General features: G+C 72.8%; 20 protein-coding genes. 8 read left to right on the top strand and 12 right to left on the bottom strand.

Annotated features, from left to right (window positions below; genetic code table 11):
* The 6 genes from ACFVWU_RS37075 to ACFVWU_RS37050 all read right to left on the bottom strand — a co-directional run.
* Positions 1 to 735 (bottom strand): hypothetical protein (locus tag ACFVWU_RS37075; RefSeq protein WP_387629215.1); only part of this gene is annotated, 735 nt, incomplete at its 3' end.
* On the bottom strand, positions 722 to 1,354 hold the full coding sequence (locus ACFVWU_RS37070; protein WP_387629214.1) for an AAA family ATPase: 633 nt from the start codon (positions 1,352 to 1,354) through the stop codon (positions 722 to 724). The genes ACFVWU_RS37070 and ACFVWU_RS37075, both read right to left, overlap by 14 nt.
* 71 nt (positions 1,355 to 1,425) lie before the next feature.
* Positions 1,426 to 2,121 (bottom strand): hypothetical protein, encoded by a 696-nt coding sequence (locus ACFVWU_RS37065; protein ID WP_387629211.1) that lies wholly within the window; start codon positions 2,119 to 2,121, stop codon positions 1,426 to 1,428.
* Positions 2,118 to 6,305 (bottom strand): NEW3 domain-containing protein, encoded by a 4,188-nt coding sequence (locus ACFVWU_RS37060; protein ID WP_387629208.1) that lies wholly within the window; start codon positions 6,303 to 6,305, stop codon positions 2,118 to 2,120. Before ACFVWU_RS37060 ends, ACFVWU_RS37065 begins: the two co-directional genes overlap by 4 nt.
* A gap of 41 nt (positions 6,306 to 6,346) precedes the next feature.
* Positions 6,347 to 8,785, bottom strand: a complete 2,439-nt coding sequence (locus tag ACFVWU_RS37055; RefSeq protein WP_387629206.1) for a discoidin domain-containing protein — start codon at positions 8,783 to 8,785, stop codon at positions 6,347 to 6,349.
* A 169-nt stretch (positions 8,786 to 8,954) separates the two neighbouring features.
* Positions 8,955 to 10,037, bottom strand: a complete 1,083-nt coding sequence (locus ACFVWU_RS37050) for a LacI family DNA-binding transcriptional regulator (RefSeq protein WP_387629203.1) — start codon at positions 10,035 to 10,037, stop codon at positions 8,955 to 8,957.
* Positions 10,038 to 10,173: 136 nt separating this feature from the next.
* On the opposite strand from ACFVWU_RS37050, the gene ACFVWU_RS37045 reads away from it, so the two are divergent.
* The 7 genes from ACFVWU_RS37045 to manA all read left to right on the top strand — a co-directional run bounded on the left by ACFVWU_RS37045 (position 10,174) and on the right by manA (position 20,026).
* On the top strand, positions 10,174 to 11,463 hold the full coding sequence (locus ACFVWU_RS37045; protein WP_387629200.1) for an ABC transporter substrate-binding protein: 1,290 nt from the start codon (positions 10,174 to 10,176) through the stop codon (positions 11,461 to 11,463).
* Between the two features lie 102 nt (positions 11,464 to 11,565).
* Entirely contained in the window at positions 11,566 to 12,438 is an 873-nt protein-coding gene (locus ACFVWU_RS37040; protein WP_387629197.1) for a carbohydrate ABC transporter permease, read from the top strand.
* A gap of 4 nt (positions 12,439 to 12,442) precedes the next feature.
* A complete protein-coding gene (locus tag ACFVWU_RS37035; RefSeq protein ID WP_387629194.1) occupies positions 12,443 to 13,348 on the top strand; it encodes a carbohydrate ABC transporter permease in 906 nt (301 codons plus the stop codon).
* Positions 13,349 to 13,390: 42 nt separating this feature from the next.
* Positions 13,391 to 14,647, top strand: coding sequence for a glycosyl hydrolase (locus tag ACFVWU_RS37030; RefSeq protein WP_387629193.1), 1,257 nt, complete (start codon positions 13,391 to 13,393; stop codon positions 14,645 to 14,647).
* Between the two features lie 41 nt (positions 14,648 to 14,688).
* Positions 14,689 to 17,730 carry an alpha-mannosidase gene (locus ACFVWU_RS37025; RefSeq protein ID WP_387629191.1) on the top strand — a complete coding sequence of 1,014 codons (3,042 nt, stop codon included), beginning with the start codon at positions 14,689 to 14,691 and terminating at the stop codon, positions 17,728 to 17,730.
* 120 nt (positions 17,731 to 17,850) lie between these two features.
* Entirely contained in the window at positions 17,851 to 18,789 is a 939-nt protein-coding gene (locus ACFVWU_RS37020) for an ROK family protein (protein WP_387629188.1), read from the top strand.
* A 46-nt stretch (positions 18,790 to 18,835) separates the two neighbouring features.
* Positions 18,836 to 20,026: a mannose-6-phosphate isomerase, class I gene (manA, locus tag ACFVWU_RS37015; protein WP_387629186.1), complete on the top strand. Its 1,191-nt coding sequence runs from the start codon at positions 18,836 to 18,838 to the stop codon at positions 20,024 to 20,026.
* Between the two features lie 20 nt (positions 20,027 to 20,046).
* Here the strand turns inward: manA and ACFVWU_RS37010 are convergent, their stop codons facing one another.
* The 6 genes from ACFVWU_RS37010 to ACFVWU_RS36985 form a co-directional block, all read right to left on the bottom strand.
* Positions 20,047 to 20,442 carry a DUF2267 domain-containing protein gene (locus ACFVWU_RS37010; RefSeq protein WP_387629183.1) on the bottom strand — a complete coding sequence of 132 codons (396 nt, stop codon included), beginning with the start codon at positions 20,440 to 20,442 and terminating at the stop codon, positions 20,047 to 20,049.
* A gap of 358 nt (positions 20,443 to 20,800) precedes the next feature.
* The gene (locus tag ACFVWU_RS37005; RefSeq protein ID WP_387629180.1) at positions 20,801 to 21,355 is read right to left on the bottom strand and encodes an acyl-CoA thioesterase; all 555 of its coding nucleotides are present in this window, start codon (positions 21,353 to 21,355) and stop codon (positions 20,801 to 20,803) included.
* Positions 21,352 to 21,663 (bottom strand): hypothetical protein, encoded by a 312-nt coding sequence (locus ACFVWU_RS37000; RefSeq protein WP_387629178.1) that lies wholly within the window; start codon positions 21,661 to 21,663, stop codon positions 21,352 to 21,354. The genes ACFVWU_RS37005 and ACFVWU_RS37000 overlap by 4 nt, the downstream gene beginning before the upstream one ends.
* Before the next feature lie 265 nt (positions 21,664 to 21,928).
* The gene (locus ACFVWU_RS36995) at positions 21,929 to 22,891 is read right to left on the bottom strand and encodes a DUF6528 family protein (RefSeq protein WP_387629177.1); all 963 of its coding nucleotides are present in this window, start codon (positions 22,889 to 22,891) and stop codon (positions 21,929 to 21,931) included.
* A 230-nt stretch (positions 22,892 to 23,121) separates the two neighbouring features.
* Positions 23,122 to 23,619, bottom strand: coding sequence for a flavoprotein (locus ACFVWU_RS36990; protein WP_387629174.1), 498 nt, complete (start codon positions 23,617 to 23,619; stop codon positions 23,122 to 23,124).
* 108 nt (positions 23,620 to 23,727) lie between these two features.
* Positions 23,728 to 24,690: an FAD-dependent oxidoreductase gene (locus ACFVWU_RS36985; RefSeq protein WP_387629172.1), complete on the bottom strand. Its 963-nt coding sequence runs from the start codon at positions 24,688 to 24,690 to the stop codon at positions 23,728 to 23,730.
* 187 nt (positions 24,691 to 24,877) lie between these two features.
* On the opposite strand from ACFVWU_RS36985, the gene ACFVWU_RS36980 reads away from it, so the two are divergent.
* On the top strand, positions 24,878 to 25,858 hold the full coding sequence (locus tag ACFVWU_RS36980; RefSeq protein WP_387629171.1) for a LysR family transcriptional regulator: 981 nt from the start codon (positions 24,878 to 24,880) through the stop codon (positions 25,856 to 25,858).
* Positions 25,859 to 25,886: the final 28 nt, after the last annotated feature.

The raw sequence follows: 25,886 nt of genomic DNA, 5'->3' as shown, positions 1-25,886 counted from the left end.
TGTTCCGGCCAGCTCTGTACGTGTGCGGGCCAGGATCGGGGCGGCGGACTCGTCGAGGCAGGTGATGCGGATCTCGGTCTGGCGCACTCCGGCACTTGCCATCGCCCGGACGGCGAAACGTAGGTGCTCGACCAGGTGCTGTTGCTCGAAGGTCCGGCTGCCGGTGTCCCGGCCGGCGGTCACCAGGGCGAACAGTTGGAAGTGGGCGAGCATGCCGGGCGCGTCGAAGTGCTGGGCACGCACGACTCGTTGGCTGGCGGCCAGCCGGACCGGCGCGGCCGAGCGGGGATCGGCGGCCAGGGCCTGGGATCTCCGCTGGGCCGCCTCCAGGGCCAGGGCATTGGTCGGGTCGGCTGCGACCTCGCTGCCACGAATGGTGGCGACGACCTTGCGCGGGTCGACGGTCGCGACCGCCGTATGCGCTGCCAGGGGGACGAGCGGAGCCAAGGTGAGCATCTGGAAGTCATCCGGCAGCGCCGAGAGCAGGAAGTCTTCGGCTCGTCGTATGTGCGCGAAGCCTGTCGGGGCCGGGGTCACGAACCGGTCGGTGCGATAGCGCCGCATCACCTCGGCCGGGGTGAGCCGATCGGCGCGGCGTCGGAAGACTTCCAGGAGCAGCGTGGTCAGCTCCGTCCCGGTCAGCCCCTTGGCCAGCAGGTCCAGCAGTTCCGGTCCGCCCGCCTTGGCCAGTACTCGGCGCAACGCCGGACCGGCCGAGAATTCATCGCTCGTCATGGCGGGCCATTATCGCCTGGCCGGCATCGCCGCTCGTCTCCCTGATCCGCTTCGCAAGCAGCGGAATGTCCACCGGGCGGGTCGTGTCGACGCGATGTACCGGCCCGAGGCCCAAGGGCTCGGCCGTCCGGCTCCACAGCTCCCACCGCTCGTCGGAGTCCGGCCGGTCATCGAGGTGCACCGGGTGCCTGCTCGCGGCTCGCTCGGCGTAACGGCGTCGCACCACCTCCAACGGCACGTCGCACCAGACCTCCTGGACCTCCTCCACCCCCGCCCGGGCCAGTCCCGCGATCGCGAACTGGCGCACATGGCCCAGCCATGGGCTCTCCAGCACGGCGCCGTCGGGCGCGAACTTCAGCAGCGTCCACAGCGTCTCCGCCGCCGCGCGCCCCAGGACGCCGCTCCACTCGCGCGCGGAGGTACCGGCTGCGGGTTCCACCCCGAGAACGTCGGCCAGGGTTTCCTTGACGGAGTCCTTGCTGAACAGCGGAAGTCTCAACTGCCGCGCCAGATCCCGAGCGAGGGTGGTCTTCCCCGCTCCCGGAAGTCCGTTCACGAGTACGGTCACCATGCGGCGGTCCAGACCGATCGGGGTCCGGCGCCGGTTGATCGAATCCACGAGCTTTCCACGCTCACTCCGTTCAACTGTCGTCGCGGGACGTGCGCGCCGCGGGCGAACCGGCGCTCCTCTCAGTGGCGGTGGTGGTTGTCGGGCTGGCCGGGGTCTCCGGGGTGTTCCAATCCCTCCACCGCAGTGAGGCGTTGGGCGCGTTCGCGGTCGAGCCAGCGGACGAAGGCGGCTCGGCGGGCGGCGTCGCGCAGGGCGAAGGTGGGGTCATGGTTCTGCGGGATGGTGAGGGTGGCGAGGAGGGCGGCCTTCCAGGGGCCCACGGTGACCCACTCACCCGGCAGCGCGGCGCGGAGGGCCTCGGCGAGGGCCACGGGGAGGGTGTCCGGGTCGGCTTCGAAGGCGCCCTCGGGGAGGGCGAGGTGCCAGCGGGTGGCCGGCGGGCGACTGATCAGGGCGCGGTAGTGGGCGATGTGGTCGGGTGAGGGCTCGACCTCGGCGGTGACCGCCTCGTAGACGGCCCGCACGGCTGCGCTGCCCTCGAAGGCGGCGGCCGTGATGGAGCCGAGTTCGACGGCGGCCTGTTGGTCGAGGCGGGCGGGGCCGGATTCGCTGACGGGCAGCTCGCGTTCCGCGGCGACCGCCTCGCAGAGGGCTTCGGTGAGGAGTACCTGAGCGACCCAGCGGACGAGCTGGCGGTCCTCCGAGCTGCCCGGCTGGGGCAGCGCGGTGGAGCGTGGGCCGTTCCGGAGGGCGGCGAGGCGCTCGTCGAGAGCCGTGCGAGGGAGGGGGTGTCCGTCGAGCAGGCCGAGAGTCATGCCTCCACCACCAGGGCGACGGCCGGCGCGTACTGGCAGCGGCCGAACCACATGACCTTGGCCAGCGCCCAGTACGCGCCGGGGTCGGTGGGCTCGGGGGCCGCGACTTCGACGTCGACGGTCACGGAGGAGCCGGCCGGGACGGTGAAGCCGCGGACCGGGTCGGCGATGGCCTCCCAGGCGCGCCACGGGGAGACCAGTTGGAGTTCGCCCCGGATCTCGCCGCGCGTGCGGTTGGTGAGGGTGAGGCCGAGGGTGGTGCGACCGCCGGGGGCCAGGTGCAGGGACTCGTGGGAGACGTCGACGGACAGGCCGGTGTCCCGACCGTTCGGCGCCTTGGTGCCCTGGGCCGCCGTCCAGTCCTCGGGGGTGTCCCCAGGGACGGGCAACAGCTCGGGCAGGTCGCCGACGGCGATCGTGACCACGTCCTCGATCTGCTGGCCGTCGTGCTCGATCCGGACGGCGGCGAAGTGCAGCCCGGGTTCGACGTCCGCCGGCGGGGTCAGGGTGACCGGGAAGCGCAGGTGCCCGCCCGCCTCCAGCCGGTACGGGCGGCTGCCGAGGCTCGACGCCCAGCCCTCGGGCGGCAGGACGACGGCCGTGCCCTCGACGGCGGCGTCGCGGAGCTGCGAGGAGAGCGCGACCGAGAACGTCACCGCCTCCCCCGCCGTCCGCAGCAGCCCCGGCGAGGCGCCGACCGACACCGGCAGGTACCCGAGCGGTGCCGGGCCACGGTTGTGCAGCCAGTAGCGGGCGTGGACGGGCTGGGCGGGCTCGGCGACCGGGCCGAGCACGGGGCCGTCGGCCTCCGCCGTCACCGCAGGAGCCGCGAGCAGGGTGGCGATCTGCGAACCGGCGAGGTCCAGGACATCGGCCGGCTCCCCGAGCGGGCGGTCCAGCAGGTCGGCGGGCCGCACCTCGTCCAGGCCGAGCGCGCCGCCGAACTGCGCCGTCCGCCCGAGGCCGGTGGACTCGACCAGCCGGACGGTGAGGTCCCGCCCGCCCTCCGCGGAAGCCGAACCGTGCGCGATCGGGTTCCCGGCCGGCTTGAGCGCGCCGAGGAGCACCTCGCGCTGCGGTTCGACCCGCAGCCAGGACAGTGTGGCCGGCAGCGGCCCCTCCTGCGCGTTCACGACCCGCGCGTACAGCGGGTGGTTGAACTCCTGCCCCTGCGCGGGCAGCGTCTGCGCCCGCCAGTCGCCGTCGCCGCCGACCAACGCATAGGTGAACTCGTGCGTCCAGTGCTGGAGCTGGAAGGAGGCGCCGTCCGGCAGGGTGCGCCGGGGCGGATCGATCCACACCCCCGACGGCCAGCCGGTGCAGGAGCGCATCAGTGACAGGTGCAACGCGCCGGTGGTGTCCACCGCGAAGCCTGGCAGGCCGAAGCTGAGCAGGGCCACGGTGTGGTCGGCGAGTTGGTCGGTCACGACCGCCGGGCAGACGGCGGTGATCCGCGCGTCCGCGAGGTCGTCCGCCAACGCCGCCACATCGGACACGACCAGCACGGGCAGGGAGCGAAGGTCCCGCAGGTCGGCGTCCGGTCGCCACACCTCGGCGAGCGGCGTCAGCGCCGGTACCCACACCGCGCCGTGCGCCTTCAGTACCGCCGCGTACTCCTCCCCCGCCTGCTCGATCAACTCCCCTGCGGCATCGTTGACTTCCGGCCCGCCGACGACGATCCGGAAGTCCGGCAGGTTGGAGTCCACGTCCAGCCACCCGTACCGCGCCCAGTCCGCCCCCGAGGTGGTGGCGGTGACCCCGACCCGGGCGAGAGCGACCACCAGTGGCCGGGCGTCCACGGCGTCGTCCAGCGTCGGTACGACCACCTCCGCCACGCCCAGCGCCCGCGAGCCGACCACCGTCCCCACCGGATCGGTGAGCTCCACCCGCGCCGTGGCACCCAGCCCGAACCAGGTGTTGGCCGGATTGTCCAGCGTCCACGGCGCCTCCGCCGAGTCCACGTCCGGCATCGCGAAGCCGCGCCCGATGACCGCTCCCGCGACCTCGCTGACCGGGAGTCCGCCGGGCACGTCCACCGGGAAGCGCAGCCGCAGCAGCCGGTCGGCGCCGGAGTAGTCCACGACCCTGGTCCGGCAGTCCACCCGGTCGAGGTCCCGCCACAGCGTGACCGTCTGCTCGTAGCGGACCCCGTCGACCGTCCCCGCGATCACCAGCCGCTCGCCGAGCGGGCCGGTCTCCCGCCGGACCGACGCCCCGGCGGCGCCGGAGCCGACCACCGGCCCGCTGGGCACCAGGTGCCACGGGCCCTCGCCGAAGTCGGGGTGCTGCGGGTACTCCTCGTACACCCGCAGCTCGTTGCCGATCCGGCCGTCCTGGATCAACTCCCGTTCGTGCAGCAGGTCGTACACCGAGGAGAGCCCGCCGCCGCGCGCCGGGTCGGCCGTCACCCGGTAGCGGGCGTTGGCGATCACCGCGCCCTCGGCGGACGTCCAGGCCGAGACGGCGGCGCCCTCGACCAGCCGCCAGGTCCGCCAGCCGAGCGCCGGAACGTCCTCGGCCAGGAAGCGCAGCGTCCCCCGGTCGACGACGCTCGGCACCGGCGAGCCCGCCTCCTCGAGTACCCGCACCGACCGCACACCGTCGGGGAGTTCGACCACCACCAGGTCCGTCCGGTCGAACGACAGCGTGTTGGTCACCACCACCGCCGCCCCCTCCCCCGACGTCGAGATCCGCGCCGTCAGCGCGTCCAGCGCCGCGTCCCGCACGGCCGACGCCAGGTCGTACGCCTCCCGCCAGCCGCCGAGCAGGTCCAGGTACACCTGGTCCGACTCGGAGCCGGTGATCGCGTCGTGGTGGGCGCCGTAGGCGAGTTGGCGCCACACCTTGTCGAGCGCGGCCGCCGGGTAGCGTCCGAGCCCGTGGACAGCGGCCAGCGTGGCGAGCTTCTCCGCGTCCACCGCCGCGACCTCACCCGCCCGTTGCGCCTGCTTGGTGTCGATGTACGAGACGTCCTTGCCGGTGTACACCGGGTTCATGTCACGGGTCTGCGGGCTGAGTCGGCGGCCGCTCACAGACAATTCGGCCCGGACGGCGTCGAGGAAGTCGCGCGGGGTGGCGCACACGAAGCGCGGCCAGAGGTACTTGGCGGCCCAGGAGCGGTGGATCTCGGTGACCCACTTGTTCGGCGGGGTGTAGTCCGTCCCGACCGGCAGCAGCAGGTTCTTCGTCGCCCCGACCGGCTTGAGCTTCCGGTAGAGCTCGTACACGGCCTGCTCGGCCGTGGCGAGGTCCGGGGAGGAGTCCATCCACCAACCGGCCGAGTAGTGGTGGGGCATGTAGTGGGTGAGCACGCCCTCCCCGCCGGGCGCGATCCATTCGAACTCGCTCGGGAACTGCATCACCCGGGCGTCGTCCTTGCCCTGGCGGAAGTTCTTCTGGATCGGGCCCCACTGGTGGAACGGCCCGCGGGCCCAGGCGCTACCGGTGAGGCCGGCCGCGGCCAGATGGCCGGGGAACTGCGGGTCGTGCCCGAACACGTCGAGCTGCCAAGCGGTTTGCGGATCGCCCCCGAGGATGTCGCGCTGGTAGCCGATGCCGTAGACGATGTTGCGGATGGTCGTCTCGGCACCGGTCAGGTTGGTGTTCGGCTCGTTGTAGGTGCCGCCGACGAGTTCGACCTGACCGCGCTCCAGCAGCAGGCGCAGGATCTCGCGGCGCTCCGGGTGCTGATCGAAGTACGGCTTCAGGTAGTCGACTTCCGCGAGCACGAACTTGTACACCGGGTCCCGCAGCGCGAGATCCAGATGGGCGTCCACGAGGGCGAAGCCGTTGCGCTCCCACAGCGGCCGGGTGGTGGCGTCGGCCGAGAGCAGCTCCCACGGCGAGGTGTAGGCGGCCTGGGTGTTCCACCAGACCGGGTCGTAGTGGAAGTGGGAGACCAGGAACATCGTCCAGCCGGGCTCGGCGACCTCCACGAGCGCCTCGGTCGTCGCCGCCCCCGCCCGTACGGTGACGGGCAGTTGGTCGCCGACGTCCGCGCCGGTGATCTCCAGCGGGACGTCGACCAGCCCCGTGCCGGTCGCCTCGCCGTGGACGCCCGGGCCGCGGACGGTGATCCGGGCGGCCGGGCCCTCGATCGTCACCCGCAGGATCTGGCGCGGGGCGTCCTCGGGGCCGACGAACAGGTCGGTGCTCTCGACGGCGGTGATGGTGGTGACCGGCACGGGGGTGGTTCCTTTCCGGAGATCCGAAGAAGCGGGTGGGTCTAGGCTCCCCAGGCCTCGAACTCGTAGATGCGGGCGGCCGGATCGCTGTTCTGGGTCGGCTTGGTGACGACCAGCCGGACGTAGCGGGCGGTGGTGTTCACCGGGTGGGTGGTGGTTCCGGCCGTGTTGCCGGTCACGGTGGCGACGGTCGTCCAGGGGTCGGTCGTGTTGGACCGGACCTGGATGGAGAAGTCCCGGGTGTTGTACGAGGCGCTCTCGCCGCCCGCCTGGGCGTGCTTGACCACGAACTTGTTCAGCTTCTTCGCCGAACCGAGGTCCACTTCAATCCACTTGGAGGAGGTCAGCGTGCACCACTTGTCGCTGTTCCCGCCGCTGACGCTGCCGTTGACGGCCTTGGCCGGTCCCTCGTTGGCGTTGCACTGACCGGAGGCGGTGGCCGGGCGGTTCAGCGCCAGGTTGGTGGAGGTGGGCGGCGTTCCGGTCCAACTCACCGTGGTGGAGGCGGCGGTGGAGCGCCCGTACGTGGTGGACACCGCCTCGACGTCCAACGTGGTGGCGGCCTCGGTCCCGGCCCGGTCGAGTTTCCCGACGAAGTACGCGTCGTTGGGCGTGGCGCCCAGGAAGGTGCGACTGCCGTCCGCGTTGCGCCGGTACACCTCGTAGTGGTGGACGTTGCCGCCGGGTGCGGCCGTCCAGGAGAGCCGCAGCGACTGGCTGACGCCCGCGGTCACGTCGCTCGCACCGAGGACGGTCAGCCCGCTCGGGGCGGCCGGGGTCTCCATCGCCCCGTCGTGGACGGCGACTTGACCGACTCGGAGGTCGTACGCCGGGTCGGTGCCGTCCGCCTGGAGGGCGAGCTGGGAGATGGTCCGGCCCGCGTACGGGGAGAGGTCGAGGGTGTGGCGTTCCCAGCCGGTGCCGGAGTCGTCGCCGACGTCCACGGTGGTGAAGCTGCCCGGGGAGTCGGTGAAGGAGAGGGCGGCCTTGAGCTTGGTCGGTCCGGCGGTCGGGGTCTTGACCACCAGGTCGAGCTTGGTGTTCGCCGCGACCGGCAGGCTGGTCTCGTACAGCCGCACGGTGTTGGCGGCGTCCAGGGTGCCGGTCAGCCGCAGCGAGGAGCCGCCCTGATAGGCGTCGGTGAAGTCGACGGACGGACTCAGCTTGCTGCCGGTGGAGTTGACCACCCAGCGGTAGGTCGGCGGGACGTCCTGGAGCGAGAGGTTGTTCCAGCCGCCGGTGGCGACCCGGGTGCCGGCCGCGTTGTAGAAGTCGCCCTGGCCGGTGTTGAAATTGGTGACGAAGGGTTTGGCGGTGACCGGTGAGGACTCGGCGACGTAGCCAGCCAGGCCGGGCCAGCTGCTGGAGAGGTCGGTGTTCGAGGGGTCGTTGTTGGCGCCGACCCAGTAGCGGGCGTCCTTGGCGTAGAAGTCGGCGCGGTCGGTGGCGGACTTCCAGGTCCACTCGGGCCGGTAGAGGCCGAGCGAGGTGGTGTGCGGCTGTCCGGACGGGAAGAGGGTGTTCCAGTCGACGGAGGTGTTGTAGCCGTTGGCCTCGGTGTCGATGCCGGAGTACAGCTCGTACTCGCTGCGGCCGAGCTGCCGGGCCAGCGTCCGGGAGGAGTCCAGACCGTCGGGCGTCCAGCCGAAGTTGAGGAACATCGAGTCCGAGGTGCGCTTCGGACCGTCCTGCAGGAACGGCGAGTTGGCCGGCGTGAGGGCGTTCTGCCAGTCGACCGCGCCCGACGTCGTCATCGCGTCGTACCACATGAAGTCGGTGCCGCTCTGCGCCTTGGTGTACTGCATCAGCTTCTGCAGCTCGGTCGCGAGGCCCGAATCGCCGCCGCCGGTCTCCTGGTTGATGAACCAGCCGTCGAAGCCGTAGTACTGGGCGGCCTGGGCCAGCTTGTCGGCGACGGGGTAACGGTCGCCGGACTTCTGGACGAAGTCGCGCACCCACTGGAGCCGGCCGCCGTACGCGGTGGGCGGGAAGAAGACGGTGCCGTAGACCTTCACGCCGTTGCGGTGGGCGGCGTCGATGACGGTCGGGTTGGGGGCGAGGATCAGGCCCTCGCCGGCCGAGCCGCCCCAGAACACCAGCTTGTCGACGTACTGCCAGTAGCCGAAGGCGTAGTAGTTGGGGTCGGCGGAGCCCTGGGAGGGGTTGTTGGAGGTGGGGGCGAAGGAGACCAGTGAGGCGATCTTCCCTTCGCCCGCATGCGCGTTGGGGTTGGCGGCCAGGGCCGGGTCGCTGGTGCGCGGCTGGAGCGGGACGCGGGAGCGGTTGAACCGGGCGTCCGGGTCGGTGGCCGGGTCCCAGTTCAGGATGGTGCTGGGGTACCAGTACGAGGCGTAGGGCTGGCTCCCGGAGGCGGCGGCGACCGGCGAGGCCGAAACAGGAGCGGCCTGGGCGGCGGGGACGACGCCCAGCGCGGCCGTCGCGAGCGCGGCGCTGAGCAGCAGGGGGAAACGTCTTGACATGCGGTGGCTCCGATCGAGCGGAGTGGGTGGGGCCGGGCCCACCGGCAGCGGCAGGCCCGGGTGCATGCGGGCGTGGCGGTGCTCATCGCGAGGGGGAAACTCAGCGGACATGACAAGCGAACATGACAGCGGACAGTGCGCAGGACCGGACCCCCTCGGCGCAGCGAGGCTAAACCGGTTCAGAACCCGTGTCAACGACTCGCGCAGCGACCACTCCGACCGGTGAGTGCGGCGCGGCACCCGGCGGCGAGGTGGACTCCCGTACGGTCAGTCGGGGCGTGGGCATCTGCAGGTCCCGTCCGGGCCCGGTCCCGTCCACCGCCTCCAGCAGGCTGCGCGCGACCTGCTCGCCGAGCGCGAAGGTGTCCCGGCTGAGCGCGGTCAGCGGCGGGTGGACGATCCGGGCGAGCACCGAGTCGTCGAAGGAGACGATGGACAGCTCGCCGGGCACCGCGACGCCCATCTCCCCCGCCACGCCGAGCCCGGCGACGGCCATCACGTCGCTGTCGTAGACGATCGCGGTGGGCCGCCTGGCCCGGGAGAGCAGGGTGCGGGTGGCCGCCGCGCCCTCGGCGTCGCTGAAGTCGGTGGGCACCGAGACCGCCTCCTCCAGTCCGAGCCGGCGCGAGGCGTCGCGCAGCGCGCGGATCCGCCGCTGGGTGTGCTGGAAGTGCGGCAGTCCGGCCAGGTGGCCGATCCGGCGGTGCCCGATGGCGGCCAGGTAGTCGACGATGGAGAGCATCGCCTCCCGGTCGTCGGCCCAGATCCGCAGCTGGTTGCCGCCCTTGCCGGGCCCGCCCAGGACGACGGCGGGCAGCCCGAGTTCGTCCAGCACCGGCAGCCTCGGGTCCTTGACCTGCAGGTCGACCACGATGAAGCCGTCCACCCGGTGCTCGGAGGCCCAGCGCCGGTAGACCTCGATCTCGGCGGCGGTGTCCTCGACGACCATCAGGTGCAGCGCGACCGAGCTGGCCGAGAGCACGGCCTGCAGGCCGGAGAGCAGCTGGCTGAAGAACGGCTCGACGCCGATGGTGCGGGCGGGGCGGGCGATCACCAGGCCGACGGCGTCCGCCTTGGCCCCGCCGAGGGCGCGCGCGGCGCTGTGCGGCCGCCAGTTCATCTCCTCGGCCACCCGCAGGATCCGGGCCCTGGTCGCCTCGCTGACCCCCGGGCGGCCGTTGAGCGCGAAGGACACCGCGCCCTTGGAGACGCCGGCCTGGCGCGCGATGTCGGCGATCGTCGGTCTGCCCACAGAACCCGACCCCTTCTCTTGACAGCCAAGTTTAGGCGGGAGCATAGTCCCTGCCATAGCTAGACCGGTTTAGTTCGTCAGATTCTGATGTTCCGCGCGCGCCATCCCCACCCACCCCCAGGACCGGGAGACCCTCATGCGAAGAATCTGGGCGGCACTGACGACAACGGCCTTCACCGCGGCGGCCCTCACCGGCTGCGGACTCGGTTCCGGCGACGGCAAGAGCAGCGACAGCGTGGCGAGTGCGGCCGCCACCGGTGAGGTCAAGGGCAAGCTCTCGCTCCAGACCTGGGCGCTCAAGCCCAAGTTCACCGACTACATGCAGGGCGTGATCGACGGCTTCAAGAAGAAGTACCCCGGCGTCGAGGTCGACTGGCTGGACCAGCCCGGCGACGGCTACTCCGACAAGGTGCTCAGCCAGGCAGCCTCGAACACCCTGCCCGACGTGGTCAACCTCCCGCCGGACTTCGCCCTCCCGCTGGCCAGGAAGGACCTCCTGCTGGACGTGGCCAAGGCCGACCCGAAGCTCGCCGACGAGTACGTCCCCGGCGGGGTCGACGCCTACCGCTTCACCGGCCAGAACGGCACCTTCGGCTACCCCTGGTACCTCAACACCGATGTGAACTACTGGAGTTCGGAACTCCTCACGAAGAACGGCCTGGACCCGAAGAAGCTCCCCACCACCCTGGACGAGCTGATCGCCCAGGCGCGGGTGATGAAGGAGAAGTCCGGCGGCCAGACCTACCTGATGAGCCGCAAGCCGGGCCTCGGCGACCTCTACAACGCCGGCGTGAAGATCATGGCCGACGACGGCAAGTCCTTCACCTTCAACACCCCCGAGGCCGCCGCGCTGCTCGACAAGTACCGCGACGCCTTCAAGGAGGGCCTGCTCCCCAAGGACGTGCTGACCAACACCTACGCCGGCAACTCCAAGCTGTTCAACGCCGGCACCGCCGCCTGGACCACCGCCGGCGCGAACTACATCACCAGCCTCGCCACCGACAACCCGACGCTCGCCCCGAAGGTCGTCCCCTCCCCCGCGCTGGCCACCCCGCCGCTGTACGTCCAGGGCCTGTCCATCCCCAGGAGCACCAAGAACCCGGCCGCCGCGGTCGCCCTCGCCCGCTGGGTCACCAGCGCCGAGAACCAGGCCACCTTCGCCCACCTGACCAGCATCTTCCCGTCCACCAAGGCCTCGTCGAACGACCCGTTCTTCAGCAAGAGCGACGGCACCAACGCGGGCGACGCCAAGGTGATCGCCTTCACCTCGCTCGCCAAGGCCAAGCTGATCCAGCCCGTCCAGGTCGACGACGCGATGAGCACCGTCATCAACCAGCAGATCGCCCTGGCCATCAGCGGTGACGCGAGCTCCCAGCAGGCCCTGGACTCCGCCGTCGAGCAGTGCGACAAGCTACTCAAGGGCTGACGCCCGGACCCAAGGACAGGACCGGCGAAGCGGCGGGTCTCCCCCACACCCGCCGCCCCGGGCAGGAAGCGCACGTCCCCAGGCCCCAGGAAGGCAGACGGCATGACCCACCGGCGCTGGTTCACTCCCTGGCTGCTCGCCGGGCCCGCGATACTCTGGCTGGCCGTCTTCAACCTCTGGCCGGCCGTCAACACGGTGATCCTGTCCTTCACCAACGCCAAGCCCCTGGGCGGCGGGCAGTTCACCGGCCTGGAGAACTACGGCCGCCTGCTCGACGACGACCAGCTCGCCGACGCCCTGCTCAACAGCATCGTCTTCATGCTGGCCTGCCTCCCCCTGCTGACCGTCCTGCCGTTGCTGCTCGCCCTGCTCGTCCAGCGCCGCATCCCCGGCATCACCTTCTTCCGCACCGCCTTCTACACCCCGGTGATCGCCTCCGCCGTCGTGGTGGCGCTGATCTGGGGCTGGGTGCTGGACGACCGCGGCCTGGTCAACGGCCTGCTCCAGCAGACCGGGCTGGCCCACTCCCCGGTCTCCTTCCTCACCGACCGCTGGCTGCTGCTGTTCAGCGCGATCGCCCTGACCGTCTGGAAGGGCCTCGGCTACTACATGGTCATCTACCTGTCCGCCCTCGCCAACGTCCCGCGCGAGCTGCACGAGGTGGCGGCCGTGGACGGCGCCGGCTCGCTGCGCCGGTTCTGGCACGTCACCCTGCCCGGGGTGCGCCCGACCATGGTGCTGATCTCGGCCCTCATCTCGGTCAGTTCGCTGCGCGTGTTCTCCGAGCTGTACGTGCTCTCCAACGGCCAGGGCGGGCCCGGCGGCCGGGACATGTCAGTGGTGATGCTGATCCAGATGTACAGCCGCGGCTTCAACGGCCACCTGGGCTACGCCTCCGCGCTCAGCCTGCTGCTGTTCGTCATCACCCTCGGCCCGATGCTGTTCCTGATGCGGCTGAACCGGAAGGCGGCCTGACCCCGTGACCACCGTCCGCGAACCCGAGACCGCCGTCCGCGCAGCGAGGAGCGCCGGACGCCCGAAGGCCGCACGGGGCTTCAACACCCCCTCCCCCGCCCGGACCGCCGCCCGCTACCTGCTCCTGGCCCTCGTCCTGCTGCTGGTCATCGGCCCCTTCCTGTGGCAGCTCTCCACCTCCCTCAAGGGCCCCGCCGAGGACGTCTTCACCCGCACCCCGAGCTTCGTCCCCGACCAGCCCACCCTCGGCAACTACGGCAGGGTCGCCGACACCGTCCCGGTGTGGACCTACGCCCTCAACTCGCTGATCGTGGCCGCCGTCTGCATCACCGGCAACGTGGTCGGCTGCACCCTCGCCGGCTACGCGCTGGCCCGGCTGCGCTTCCGCGGCGCCAAACTGGTCCTCGGCCTCTTCCTGGCCACCCTGGTCCTGCCCGGCGAGGTCACCATCGTCTCCCAGTACGTGCTGGTGCGCAGCCTCGGCCTGGCCGACAGCCTGGCCGGCGTCGCCCTGCCCGGCGCGATCGCGATGCTCAACGTGCTGCTGATGCGCACCGCGTTCGCCGCCGTACCGGCCGAGCTCGACCAGGCCGCGCTGGTCGACGGCGCCAACGTCTGGCAGCGGCTGTGGCACATCGGCCTGCCCAGTGTGCGCGGCATGCTCAGCGTGATCGTCATCTTCACCTTCATCGGCGCCTGGGACGACTTCCTCTGGCCGCTGATCGTGCTCAACGACCCGCAGAAGTACACCCTCACCGTCGGGCTCCAGTACCTCAACGGCACCTTCTCCGCCAACCCCCGGCTGATCGCGGCCGGCACCATGATCGCCTTCCTGCCGATCGTCGTGGTGTTCGGCGTCTGCCAGCGCTTCTTCTTCAAGGGCGTCGAGGAGGGAGCCGTCAAGGGATGAGCCCGTCTCCGTCACTCCCCAACCGAGTTGAGGAATCCCAACGTGACCACCCCTCCGCGCTTCGGCGTCAACTACACCCCCAGCGCCGGCTGGTTCCACCACTGGCTCGACTTCGACCTCGACGCCGTACGCGCCGACTTCGACTCCATCGCCGCCCTGGGCCTGGACCACCTCCGGGTCTTCCCGCTCTGGCCGCTGTTCCAGCCCAACCGCACCCTGATCCGCCCGCGCGCCGTCGAGCAGCTGACCGCCCTCGTGGACGCGGCCGGCGAGCGCGGCCTGGACGTCGCGGTGGACGGTCTGCAGGGCCACCTGTCGAGCTTCGACTTCCTGCCCTCCTGGACCCGGACCTGGCACCGGCGGAACATCTTCACCGACCCTGAGGTCCTCGACGGCCAGGCCGCCTACCTGCGCACCCTGGCCGGGGCGCTGTGCGAGCGGCCCAACTTCCTCGGGATGACGCTCGGCAACGAGATCAACCAGTTCTCCGGCGCCCCGCACCCCGACCCGGACCGGGTCACCCCCGCCGAGGCCGAGGCCTGGCTGCGCCGGATGCTCGCCGCCTGCGAGCAGGGCGCGCCCGGGCGGCTGCACCTGCACGCCTCCTACGACGCCGCCTGGTACCTGGACGGGCACCCGTTCACCCCCTGGCACTCGGCCCGGCTGGGCGCCGCCACCGCCGTGCACTCCTGGGTCTTCAACGGCACCGCCCAGCGCTACGGCGCCCGGTCCACCGCCACCACCGAGCACGCCGCCTACCTGGTGGAGCTGTCCAAGGCCTGGGCGGACGACCCGGCCCGCCCGGTCTGGCTGCAGGAGGTCGGCGCGCCCGCCCCGCACATCGGCGCCGAGGACGCGGCCCGGTTCACCGGCGCGACCGTCGAGGCCGTGCTGGACTGCCCGGACCTGTGGGGCGTCACCTGGTGGTGCTCGCACGACGTGCACCGCTCGCTCGCCGACTTCCCCGAACTCGAGTACAGCCTCGGCCTGTTGACCACGGACCGGCGGGTCAAGCCGGCCGGCGCCCGGCTCGCCGAGGCCGCCGCCGAGGCCCGTCGCGCCTGGCAGCCGCCCAAGCCCCGCGGCACCGCCGTGGTGGTGGCCGCCGGCGACGAGGTCACCTCCCCCCGGCGCTCGGTCTGCGGCCCCGGCGGCCCGGTGTACGAGGCGTTCATGCGCCTCGCCGAGGCGGGCGCCCGCCCGACCACCGTGCTCGCCGAGCGCGCCGGCGACCGGGCGCACCTGGCCGCGCGCGGCATCACCGAGGTGGTCCACCCCGACGACGTACGTTCCCTGTAGCCGTCCTCACCGTCCCCCAGCACGCAACGGAGCCTGCCGACATGCACGATGACCGCACCCTGGTCGAGTCCCGCCTCAAGCGCGTCCTGGAGGAGCGCATCCTCCCGGCGGTCTACCCCGAGTCCGTCCCGCTGGAGGTCGAGATCTGGGCCGCCCCCGGCGAGCCCGTGCCGGTCGCCGAGGGCCTGGCCGCGCCGCGCACCCCGATCGCGGTCGGCGACGCCTGGGGCGCGCCCTGGGGCACCAGCTGGCTGACCGTGACCGGCACCGTCCCCGGGGCCTGGGCCGGGCGGACGGTCGAGGCGCTGATCGACCTCGGCTTCGACGCCAACATGCCCGGCTTCCAGTGCGAGGGCCTGGTCTACCGCGCGGACGGCAGCCCGGTGAAGGGCCTCAACCCGCGCAACCAGTGGGTGCGGATCGCCGCCCCGGCGGTCGGCGGCGAGCAGGTGCTGCTGCACGTCGAGGCGGCCGCCAACCCGGTGATCCTGGACTACCACCCCTTCCTGCCCACCGAGTTGGGCGACAAGGAGACGGCCGGCGACCAGCCGCAGTACAAGCTGGCCCGGATGGACCTGGCGGTCTTCGACGACACGGTCTGGCAGCTGTCGCTGGACCTGGAGGTGCTCGGCGAGCTGATGGCCGAGCTGCCGGTGGACAACGCCCGCCGCTGGGAGGTCCTGCGCGCGGTCGAGCGCTGCCTCGACGCGGTCGACCTGCAGGACGTCAACGGGACCGCTGCCGCCGCCCGTTCGGAGCTGGCGGTCGTCCTGGCCGCGCCCGCCGCGCCGTCCGCGCACCGGATCAGCGCGATCGGCCACGCCCACATCGACTCCGCCTGGCTCTGGCCGCTGCGCGAGACCGTCCGCAAGGTGGCCCGCACCACCGCCAATATGACCGCCCTGCTGGAGGACGAGCCGGACTTCCTCTACACCATGTCCCAGGCGCAGCAGTACGCCTGCATCAAGGAGCACCGCCCCGAGGTGTACGCGCGGGTCCGCAAGGCGGTGGCCGAGGGGCGGTTCGTCCCGGCCGGCGGCATGTGGGTGGAGTCCGACACCAACATGCCGAGCTCCGAGGCGATGGCCCGTCAGTTCGTCCACGGCAAGCGGTTCTTCCTGGAGGAGTTCGGGGTCGAGAACCACGAGGCGTGGCTGCCGGACACCTTCGGCTTCACCGGCGGACTGCCGCAGATCATCCGCAACGCGGGCTCCAAGTGGCTGCTGACCCAGAAGATCTCGTGGAGCCAGGTCAACAGGTTCCCGCACCACACCTTCCTCTGGGAGGGCATCGACGGGACCCGGATCTTCACCCACTTCCCGCCCGTGGACACCTACAACTGCTCCATGAAGGGAAGCGAGATCGCCCACGCGGCACGGAACTTCAAGGACAAGGGGGTGGCCCGGCACTCGCTCGCCCCGACCGGCTGGGGCGACGGCGGCGGCGGGACGACCCGCGAGATGGTCGCCAAGGCGGCCAGGATGAAGAGCCTCGAGGGCTCGGCCACCGTCCGCTGGGAGAAGCCCGCCGAGTTCTTCGCCAAGGCGGAGGCCGAGTACCCGAACCCGCCGGTCTGGGTCGGCGAACTCTACCTGGAGCTGCACCGGGCCACCCTGACCAGCCAGGCGAGGACCAAGCAGGGCAACCGGCGCAGCGAGAACCTGCTGCGCGAGGCCGAACTCTGGTGCGCCACCGCCGCGTTGCGCACCGGCGCCGACTACCCGTACGAGCAGCTGGACCGGATCTGGAAGACCGTCCTGCTGCACCAGTTCCACGACATCCTGCCCGGCTCCTCGATCGCCTGGGTGCACCGCGAGGCCGAGGCGACGTACGCGGCGCTGGCGGGGGAGCTGGAGGCGCTGATCGAAGCGGCCCAGCGGGCCCTGGCCGGCGCCGCCTCGGGCGGGCGCGAGCTGGTGTTCAACGCGGCGCCGCACGCGCGCTCGGCCGTTCCGGCGGGCGGGGCGGCGGTCGCCCTCCAGGACGGTACGGCCTGCTCGGTGGCCCCGGTGGACGGGGGCGGCTTCACGCTGCGCAACGGCCTGCTGGAGGTCGTGGTCGACGCCGACGGCCTGGTCGGTTCGGTGGTCGAGACGGCGAGCGGCCGGGAGAGCGTCGCCCCCGGCAGCCGCGCCAACCTGCTCCAGCTGCACCCCGACTTCCCCAACATGTGGGACGCCTGGGACGTCGACCAGTTCTACCGCAACACCGTCACCGACCTGACCGGCGTGGACTCGCTCACCGCCTCGGCCACCGGTGGTCAGGCCTCGGTCCGCATCGCGCGCTCCTTCGGCTCCTCCACCATCGTCCAGACCCTCACCCTGCGGGCCGGCGAGCGACGGCTCGACATCGACACCGAGGTCGACTGGCACGAGACCGAGAAGTTCCTCAAGGCCGCGTTCCCGCTGGACATCCACACCGAGCGCTACGCCGCCGAGACCCAGTTCGGCCACCTCTACCGGCCCACCCACACCAACACCAGCTGGGACGCCGCCAAGTTCGAGGCCTGCAACCACCGCTTCGTCCACCTGGACGAGCCCGGCTGGGGCGTCGCCCTGGTGACCGCCTCCACCTACGGCCACGACGTCACCCGCACCGTGCGCGACGGCGACGGCGGCACCACCACCACGGTCCGCTTCTCGCTGCTGCGCGCCCCGCGCTTCCCCGACCCGAAGACCGACCAGGGCCTGCACCGCTTCCGGCACGCCCTGGTCCCGGGCGCGGCGATCGCCGACGCCGTCCGCGAGGGCTACCGGATCGGCCTGCCCGAGCGACGGGTCACCGGCAGCGCCGAGCAGGTCGCGCCGCTGGTCGAGCTGGACAACGACGCCCTGGTGGTCAGCGCGGTCAAGCTCGCCGACGACCGCGGCGGGGACCTGATCGTCCGGGTCTACGAGGCGGGCGGCGGCCGCTCCCGGGGCCGGCTCACCACCTCCTTCCCGCTGGCCGGCGCCGTCCCCTGCGACCTGCTGGAGCGGCCCTGGGACGGCACCCGCGGGGAGGTCGCGGTGGAGGACGGCGGGGTGCGGCTGGCACTGCGACCGTTCGAACTCGTCACGCTGCGGCTCAGCGCCGCGGGCTGAACCGGTCGTGCTGCGGCTCGGCAGGCCGACTGACCGACTGTCCGCCTGAGCCGCGTACGCTGTGCGGCGCCCCGACCCCCGTGGCCGGGGCGCCGCCCCTCCCACTCCCAGGAGCCCACCGTGCCGCTCACCCCCCTCTTCGCCGCCGTGGACATCGGCGGCACCAAGATCGCCGGCGCGCTGGTCGACGGCGACGGCCGGCTGCGCCACCGGCTCCAGCTGCCCACCCCGGCGCGGGAGCCGGGCCCGGCCGTGCTCGCCGTCGTGCACAAGGTGCTGGACCAGCTGGCCGGTACGGCCGACTGGGCCGCCGTGACGGCCGTCGGGATCGGCAGCGCCGGCCCGGTCGACCTCGCCGACGGCACCGTCAGCCCGGTCAACATCCCCGGCTGGCGCGCCTTCCCCCTGGTCGCCGAGGTCGCCGCGCACCCGGCGGTGGCCGCCCGGACGCTGCCCGTCCGCCTGGCCGGGGACGGCGTCGCGATGGCCGCCGCCGAGCACTGGCAGGGCGCGGCCCGGGGCGCCGCCAACGCGCTCTGCCTGGTGGTCTCGACGGGCGTCGGCGCCGGGCTGGTGCTCGACGGCGCCGTCCGGCCGGGGCCCAGCGGCAACGCCGGGCACCTCGGCCACATCAGCGTCGACCTGGACGGCGAGCCCTGCCCGTGCGGCTCGCGCGGCTGCCTGGAGGGCCTCGCCAGCGGCACCGCGATCGCCCGCCGGGCCCTCGCCGACGGCTGGCGGGGCCTTCCGGGCACCGACGACCGGACGGCCCGGGCCGTCGCCGCCTCCGCCGTGGCCGGCGACCCGATCGCGCTCGCCTCCTTCGACCGCGCCGCCCAGGCACTGGCCGCCGGGATCGCCGCCACGGCCGCCCTCGTCGATCTCGACCGGGTGGTGGTCGGCGGCGGCGTCGCCACCGCGGGGGAGGTGCTGTTCACCCCGCTCGCCCGCCACCTGGACCGCTACGCCGCCCTCTCGTACATCCGCGGCCTGGACGTGCGGCGCGCCGAACTCGGCACCGACGCCGGGCTGATCGGCGCGGCCGCGCTCTGCCGCTGACCGCCCGCCGCCCGCCGGGGCCACGCCCCGTTCGGAGACCCGCACCATGCCGCCCTACGCCCTGCTCGACAACCCGGTCCGCCGCTACGCCTGGGGCTCCACCACGGCCATCCCCGCGCTCACCGGCAGCGGGCCCGACGGCACCCCGCAGGCCGAACTGTGGATGGGCGCGCACCCTTCGGCGCCGTCCCGGCTGAACGGCCGGCCACTCGACGAGCTGATCGCCGCCGATCCGGACGCACTGCTGGGGCCGGACACCGTACGGCGGTTCGGTCCGGCGCTGCCCTTCCTGTTCAAGGTGCTGGCCGCCGACCGGGCGCTCTCCCTCCAGGTCCACCCGACCCGCGCCCACGCCGAGGCCGGCTACGCGGACGAGGAGGCCCGGGGCATCCCGCTGGACTCCCCCCGGCGGGTGTACAAGGACCGGGCGCACAAGCCCGAACTACTCTGCGCACTGGGCGACTTCGAGGCCCTCTGCGGCTTCCGCCCGGCTGCCGACACCGCCCGGCTGCTGGACGCCCTCGGCGTGCTCGCCCCCTGGGCCGCCGCCCTGCGTACCCGGCCCGCCGCCGAGGTGCTGCCCGCGCTGCTGCGCGAGGCCCTGGCCGCCGGCCCCGCCGAACCCGCCTTCGGTTCCGCCGAACTCGCCACCGTCACCGAGGCCTTGGCCCGTACGGCGGCCTCCGGCGGGCCGTACCGGGAGGCCTGCGCCGGCTACGCCCGGGTCGCCGAGCAGTACCCCGGCGACGCCGGGCTGCTCGCCGCGCTGCTGCTCAACCACGTCCGGCTCACCGCCGGGCAGGCGCTGTACCTGGACGCCGGGGTGCCGCACGCCTACCTCCGGGGCACCGGCGTGGAGTTGATGGCCAACTCGGACAACGTGCTGCGCTGCGGGCTCACCGCCAAACACGTCGACGTCGACGGCCTGCTGACGGTCACGGCCTTCCGCACCGGCCCGCCCGCGGTGCTCACCGCCGACGTCCGGACCGCCGAATTCCCCTCCCCCGCCGAGGAGTTCCGTCTCGCCCGACTACGCCCGGGCGACTCCCCCGTCCGCGTCGAGCTGCCCACCCCGCAGATCCTGCTCTGTGTCGCGGGCCGCGCCCGGCTGCGTGCCCCCGGCCGTCCGGACCTCGACCTGCCGGCGGGCGCGTCCGCCTACCTGCGGCCGGGCGCCGGGCCGGTCGAGCTGACCGGCCCGGGCTCGGAGCTGTTCCGCGCCACCACGGGCCGGTAGGCCACCGGCGTAGGAGGCCCTCAGGCCCGCAAGGGGTGGCCGAAGAGCAGGTCGTAGCCCACCGGGAGCTGCTCGATCACCCGGTCGACCTGTTCCCCCGGCACCAGGTCCGCCACGGTGCTGAGCACCGCCCCGATGTCCCACTGCGCGGTGGCCGGCGTCGCCCCGTCGATCCAGCCGACCACGGCGTCCACGAAACGCTCGGCGGTCAGCGGCTCGGCGGCCGGCTGCGCGTCGCGCAGCAGCGGGGCGTACGTCACGGGCAGCGCGTCGGCCAGTGCGAGGCGTTCGGCGCCCACCAGGTGCTCGCCGAGCAGACCGAGCACGACCCGGGCCGCATGGTCGGCCTCCGCTTCGCCCCGGTACTCGCCGCGCTCCACGATGCGGGCGAGGAAGTCCTCCCAGGAGATGGTCATCGCGTCCTCCATCCGGTCGGCGGGATCCGGCCGGACCGGCGGCGGCGATCGCCCCAACGGGCCTGCCTCATCGCAGCCCGTGACCGCCGGGGGACGTGCCGGTTCCCGCGTTGATCAGCGTACTGCGGTCGGGCCGGGCCGATACCCGCGGATTCGGGCGGGAGCTCCGTTCCCGAACGGAACCTTGACGCGGACGCCGGCGTCGGACGGGTGGACGGACGGACGGACGCCGACGTCGTGCCGGCCGGACGGATCGACGCCGTTGTCGATCACGCCGCCGGCCCGCGCCGTCACCGGCACGGGAACACCCGGGAATCCACGGGAACTCCCGGGAACGCACGTGTTCGAGCGGCGTCGGTCAGCCCGCCGAGGCCCGGCACCGTCTGCGCGCGCCGCGCGGGGAGCCGACCCCGCCGCCACCGGACCGGGCCGGCAGGCGGGGGCCCGGCACCGTCGCCTGGCCGGGCACGGCCAGGGCGTCGCCGAGCGCCGAGTCCGTCATATACGCCGACAGAAAACGGCGCTCGTTCTCGCTGAGTTTGCGCGAACGGCCGGATTCCCGGTCCCGCGCGACCACCACGGTCCGCGCCCGCATAAAGGTGCGCGGCTCGCGGCAGACATTCACCTCGACCTGGGCGGAACTCCGCCCGAGCCGTTCCACGGTCAGCCGCACCGACAATGGCTCGGGCCCGTGGTGGAGCTGTTCCAGGTAATCGATCTCGTGCCGCGCGATAATGAATCCGGACGGGAAAAGAGATTCCCGGACGGCCGTCGCGTGGTGGCAGAACAGGTCGTAAATCCCCTCCTGGATGTAGCCGACCAGCCGGGCGTTGTTGATGTGCCCGTTCTCGTCGACGTCGCTCCACCGGGTGGGGCAGGACAGCACGTGCGCGCGGGCGTACACCGCGCTCACTGCCGCGTCAGCCCGGCCGCGGCCCCGGCGGGGAGCAGCGCGCGCCGCAACCTGGCGTAGTAGCCGGAGTGTTCGGCCGCCATCCGGGCCGCGGTCCACCCTTCCTCGGCGGCCTCGGCGGCCGCCTGGACGACCAGGCTGTCGAGCACCGCGTCGACCGAACGGCAGAGTTCGGCGACGGCCGCGAGCCGCTCGGTGACATCGGCCGCGCCGGCCGCGTTCCTGGCCGGGAATTCGGCCAGCGAGTCGACCGCGAGCTGCAGATCGTCGATAACGTCCGACCGGCTTTCCTTGGGGGAATTCCGCATGCTTTTCTCCATGACCAATTCGAGCCGTTACGGCCCGGTAGCTAACGTTCGAATACACCGGATCGGTGTCGACCCCCCGACGCCTTCGACGCTATCCCAGTCGGCGCGGGTCCGTAGATGGTTTTCGGACCGCGACGGGAAACTGACTTCTATTGGAGTAGTTTGCGGGAGTACACAATACGCCCCATCAGCCGATCGCGGTAAGCAGAACGGGTGGTATCGCCGACCCGCCGAGCAAGATCAACTACAGTCCGCCACTGATCTGCTATTGCGACTCCCACCAGCGCGCCTTGTACAGCTGGGTACCGCCCAGCGTCCACGTCCCCTCCGGACGGTCCAGCCGGATCACCGAGGCGCACCAGTCGCACGGGCCGCTGTGATCGGGCGCCACCGTGAGCAGCCGGCCGGTGCGGGGGGCGTCGCCGATGCTCTTGACCTTCCGCTCGGCGGCGGGATCGGCCAGATGGACGGGGGTGAACCGATCGGCGGCGGGGTCGTACTGCCAGAGGCCGTTCAGCGTGCTCACCCAGAACCGGCCGGGCGCGCCCAGCACGGGCGCCAGGTCGTGGCCGCCCCGATCGGGCAGCGGGGCGCTCCGGACGGCGGTCAGGGTGGGCTCAGCCGGGTCGTCGCCGACCCGCAGCGCGGTCAGCTCGCCGTCGCCGAGCGCCCAGAGCAGGCCGGTCCGCCCGTCCCGGAGGACCCCGTGCGCGCCGGGGAGGCGGAAGGTCGCGTGGGTGGTGGCCCGGCGCCCCTGCGAGGCCGCGTACAGCCGCACCCACCCGCCGCCGCTCGCGACGACCACGACGTTGCCGTCCGGAAGCAGCTCGATACTGTGCGGATTGGCGACCCTGCCCAGGTCCGCCGCCCAGCGGCTGCCGCCGGTGGCGGTGTCCACCACCGCGGCGAGCCCTCCGGAGGCGGTGGTCAGCAGGTAGCGGCGGCCGTCCAGGATCCGGCTCTTCGCCTCGTCCGGGTTGGTCCAGCTGTCCGCGGGATCGAGGTCACCGAGGTCCTCCGCCCGGTCGGCTCCCCAGGACCACACCACAGGCGGCCGGTCGGGTCCCTGGTAGTCCGCCGGCTCCTCGGCTCCCCGCAGGACGAGGACGCGGCGGGACGCCTGGTCCACGGCGACCACCTCCCCCTGCGACGACCCGGCGTACGCGCGGCTCGCGGGCGCGCAGAGCAGCAGGGCAAGGCCCAGGACCGGCAGGGATCTCCTCAGCACGCCTCAACGGTGGGCGGTGCACGGCGGACCGTGCGACGACCGGGCCGCACGCGTCATCCGAACGGACCGTCAGGTTCGCCCGGAGACCAGGTCCGCCACCCGGGCGATCGGCGAGGTGGTGGTCCGCCCGGCCGCCTCCTGCCGGTCGGCGGCGTGGTACGCGGCGTACATCGCGTGCACCCCGAGCCAGCGCAGCCTGCCAGGATCCCTACGCCGGACCAGCCACCCTGTCAGCTGTCGAGCAGGTCCAGCACCCGTGTCCAGCTGTACGCCCCGGGTACGTACTCCGCGATCCGCACCCCCATCCGCCGCAGCTTCGCCAGGCTCTCCTCATACGCCGGATGCGCCGCCTGAGCCGTACTGAGGCAAGGCTGAACCGCCACCGGAATCCCCCACCCGTACGACTCGCACAGAATCCCGAGCGCAAGCGTGTCCGAGATCCCGGCGACCCACTTGTTGATCGTGTTGAACGTCGCCGGCGCCACCACGATCGCCTCCGGATCCGGCAACGGCCGCGGATCCCCCGGCCTCCGCCAGGCGGAGCGAATCGGATACCCCGTCTGAGCTTCGATCGCGCCGACATCTATGAACCCCATGGCAAGAGGCGTCGCCACCACCCCCACGTCCCACCCCCGCCCCTGCGCGGCGGAGATCAACTCCCCCACCCCACCCGCGACCCCCGCCGCACACACGACGACGTAGAGGATCGGCTTCCTCGCCTCGGACATCTCTCGAACTCCCCTCTCACCACCGGTAGATCATCGTCCCCCACAACGCGATCACCACCATCGCGCCGGACACGGAGACCCCACACGCCAACCACACCCGCGCCCGCCTCAGCCCACGGCCGTCGCGGCGAGCTCCGCGGCGTCGTCCGCGCACCCCCAGCTGAGCGTCACCCCCGCGCCGCCGTGGCCGTAGTTGTGCACGACCGGCGTCCCCACCGCGCCGGCCGCCTCGGCCTCGAGCCGGACTCCGCCCCGCCGGTCGGGCCGTAGACCCACCGGGTGGCCGATGACCTCGGCCTCGCGCAGTTCGGGCACGTGCACCGCGCATCGGGCGAGGATCGCCGCGGCCGTCTCCGCGTCGGACCCGAGGCCCCAGTCCTCTTCCTCGAAGGTGCCGCCGAGCACGACGTCCCTGCTGCGCGGATGGACGTAGGTGTACCCGGCCGGGTCGTCCTGGATCCGCAGGGAGGCCCGCAGGCCCGGGTTGCGCACCAGGACGAGCTGTCCGCGCACCGGCCGCATCGCCGGGTCCTCGCACAGCTGCCGCGCGCCGAGCCCGCTGGCGTTGACCACGACGGGCGCCCAGGCGCGGGCCTGGTGGAGGGTGTCGAGCCGTCGGTGGACGAGGTCGCCCCCGTTGTCCAGGAAACGGCCGAGCAGCCAGGGCAGGTAGAACGGCATCTCCACGGTCGGGGCGGTGAAGCGCCAGCCGTCCGCGTACGCCGGCGCGAGTTCGGCCGGTTCCAGGCGGCGCAGGTCCGGGACGGCGGCGCCCCACCAGGGCACCCCCTCCGGCTGCCGCCCGAGCGCCGGCATCCAGGTGTCGCGCATGACGACGCCGGGCACGCCGTCCTCGGCCTGGCGGGCGAGTTCGGCGAAAGTGGCCGCGGACCAGCCCGCCACCCGGTCGCTTGCCGCCACTCCGACCGGGTACCAGACGGCCGCCGCCACGGCCGACACCGTTGACAGCAGTCCGTCCGCCGTCACCACCACGACCCGCAGGCCCTTCTCCTGCAGCCGCAGCGCCGTGGTGAGCCCGATGACCCCGCTGCCGATCACGACGACGTCCACGTCGATCCCCTCCTCCCGACCGGCCGCCGGCTCGGACCGCGGCGGCTGGATCCAGGAAAGCGGGCCGGATCGGGAGGCGTCCAAGACGAGTTCCGTCCGTCGGCGATAAGCCGGCCTTATCGCCGACGGACGGCCTCCTCACCGCCCGGCAGGCCGTACCGCCGCCCGACGGCCCTATCATCGACCGGTGGACCTCCGCCGCATGCGCTACTTCTCGGTGCTGGCCGAGGAGTTGAACTTCACCCGGGCCGCCCGCCGACTGCGGGTGGCGCAGCCGGCCCTGAGCCAGCAGATCAAGGCGCTGGAGCGGCAGCTCGGTGTGCAGCTGGTCGAGCGCACCAGCAGGGGCTGCACGCTCACCCCGATCGGCAGCGCGGTCGCCGAGGAGGCCCGGCGGGTGCTGGGCCAGGTGGCCGAGGCCGACCGGCGGATCAAGGCCGTGGCCGAGGGGCGGCAGGGAAGCCTCCGGGTGGCGTACACCCGATCGGCCCGCGGCGGTGTCTCCGACACCCTGATGACCGAGTTCCGCGAGCGGTACCCCCGGGTGGACGTCGCCCTGCAGACCGGCTGGACGGCCCACAACGTCGGCGAGCTGCTCGCGGGGCGGTTGGACGCGGCCTTCGTCCGTCCGCCGCTGGACGTCCCCGAACTGGCCTGCCGGGTCGTCGCCGAGGAGGAACTGCTGCTGGCGGTTCCCACCGGCCATCCGCTCGCCGCCGGCCGCGCCAGGGTCAGCCGGCGCCGCATCAGCGACGAACCGGTCGTGCTGTGGCCGCGCGAGAACGGCCCCGGGATGCACGCGCTGATCACCGGCCAGCTGTGGCCCGACGGGCCGCCCCGGATCGTTCGCGAGGAGCCGGACGACGAGCAGCTGCTGCTGGCGGTGGCGGCCGGGTACGGGATCGCGCCCATTCCCGAGGGGCGGGCCCGGGTCTTCCGGATACCGGGCGTCTGTCTGCGCAGGCTGACCCGACCGGTTCCCACCGTCACCCTGGGTCTGGCCCACAACCCGCGGACGGCCTCCCCGGCGGTCCAACTGCTGCTCGCCATGGCCCCGCAGCTCCCCGTGGCCGAGGCCGCCGCCGGGCCGGGGGGTGGCGCCCCCCGCGGCCCCCCGGGGGGCCCCAACCGCGGGGGGGGGGCCCACCCCAGGTGGGGGCCCGGGTAGGGGGGGGGCCCCCCGCCCGGATTAGGCT

Source organism: Kitasatospora sp. NPDC058190 (assembly GCF_042883685.1).
In the GTDB taxonomy this organism is placed as follows: Bacteria; Actinomycetota; Actinomycetes; order Streptomycetales; family Streptomycetaceae; genus Kitasatospora.
Note: the sequence above shows the minus strand (reverse complement) of the source record. Positions and strands in the feature narration are given on the sequence as shown.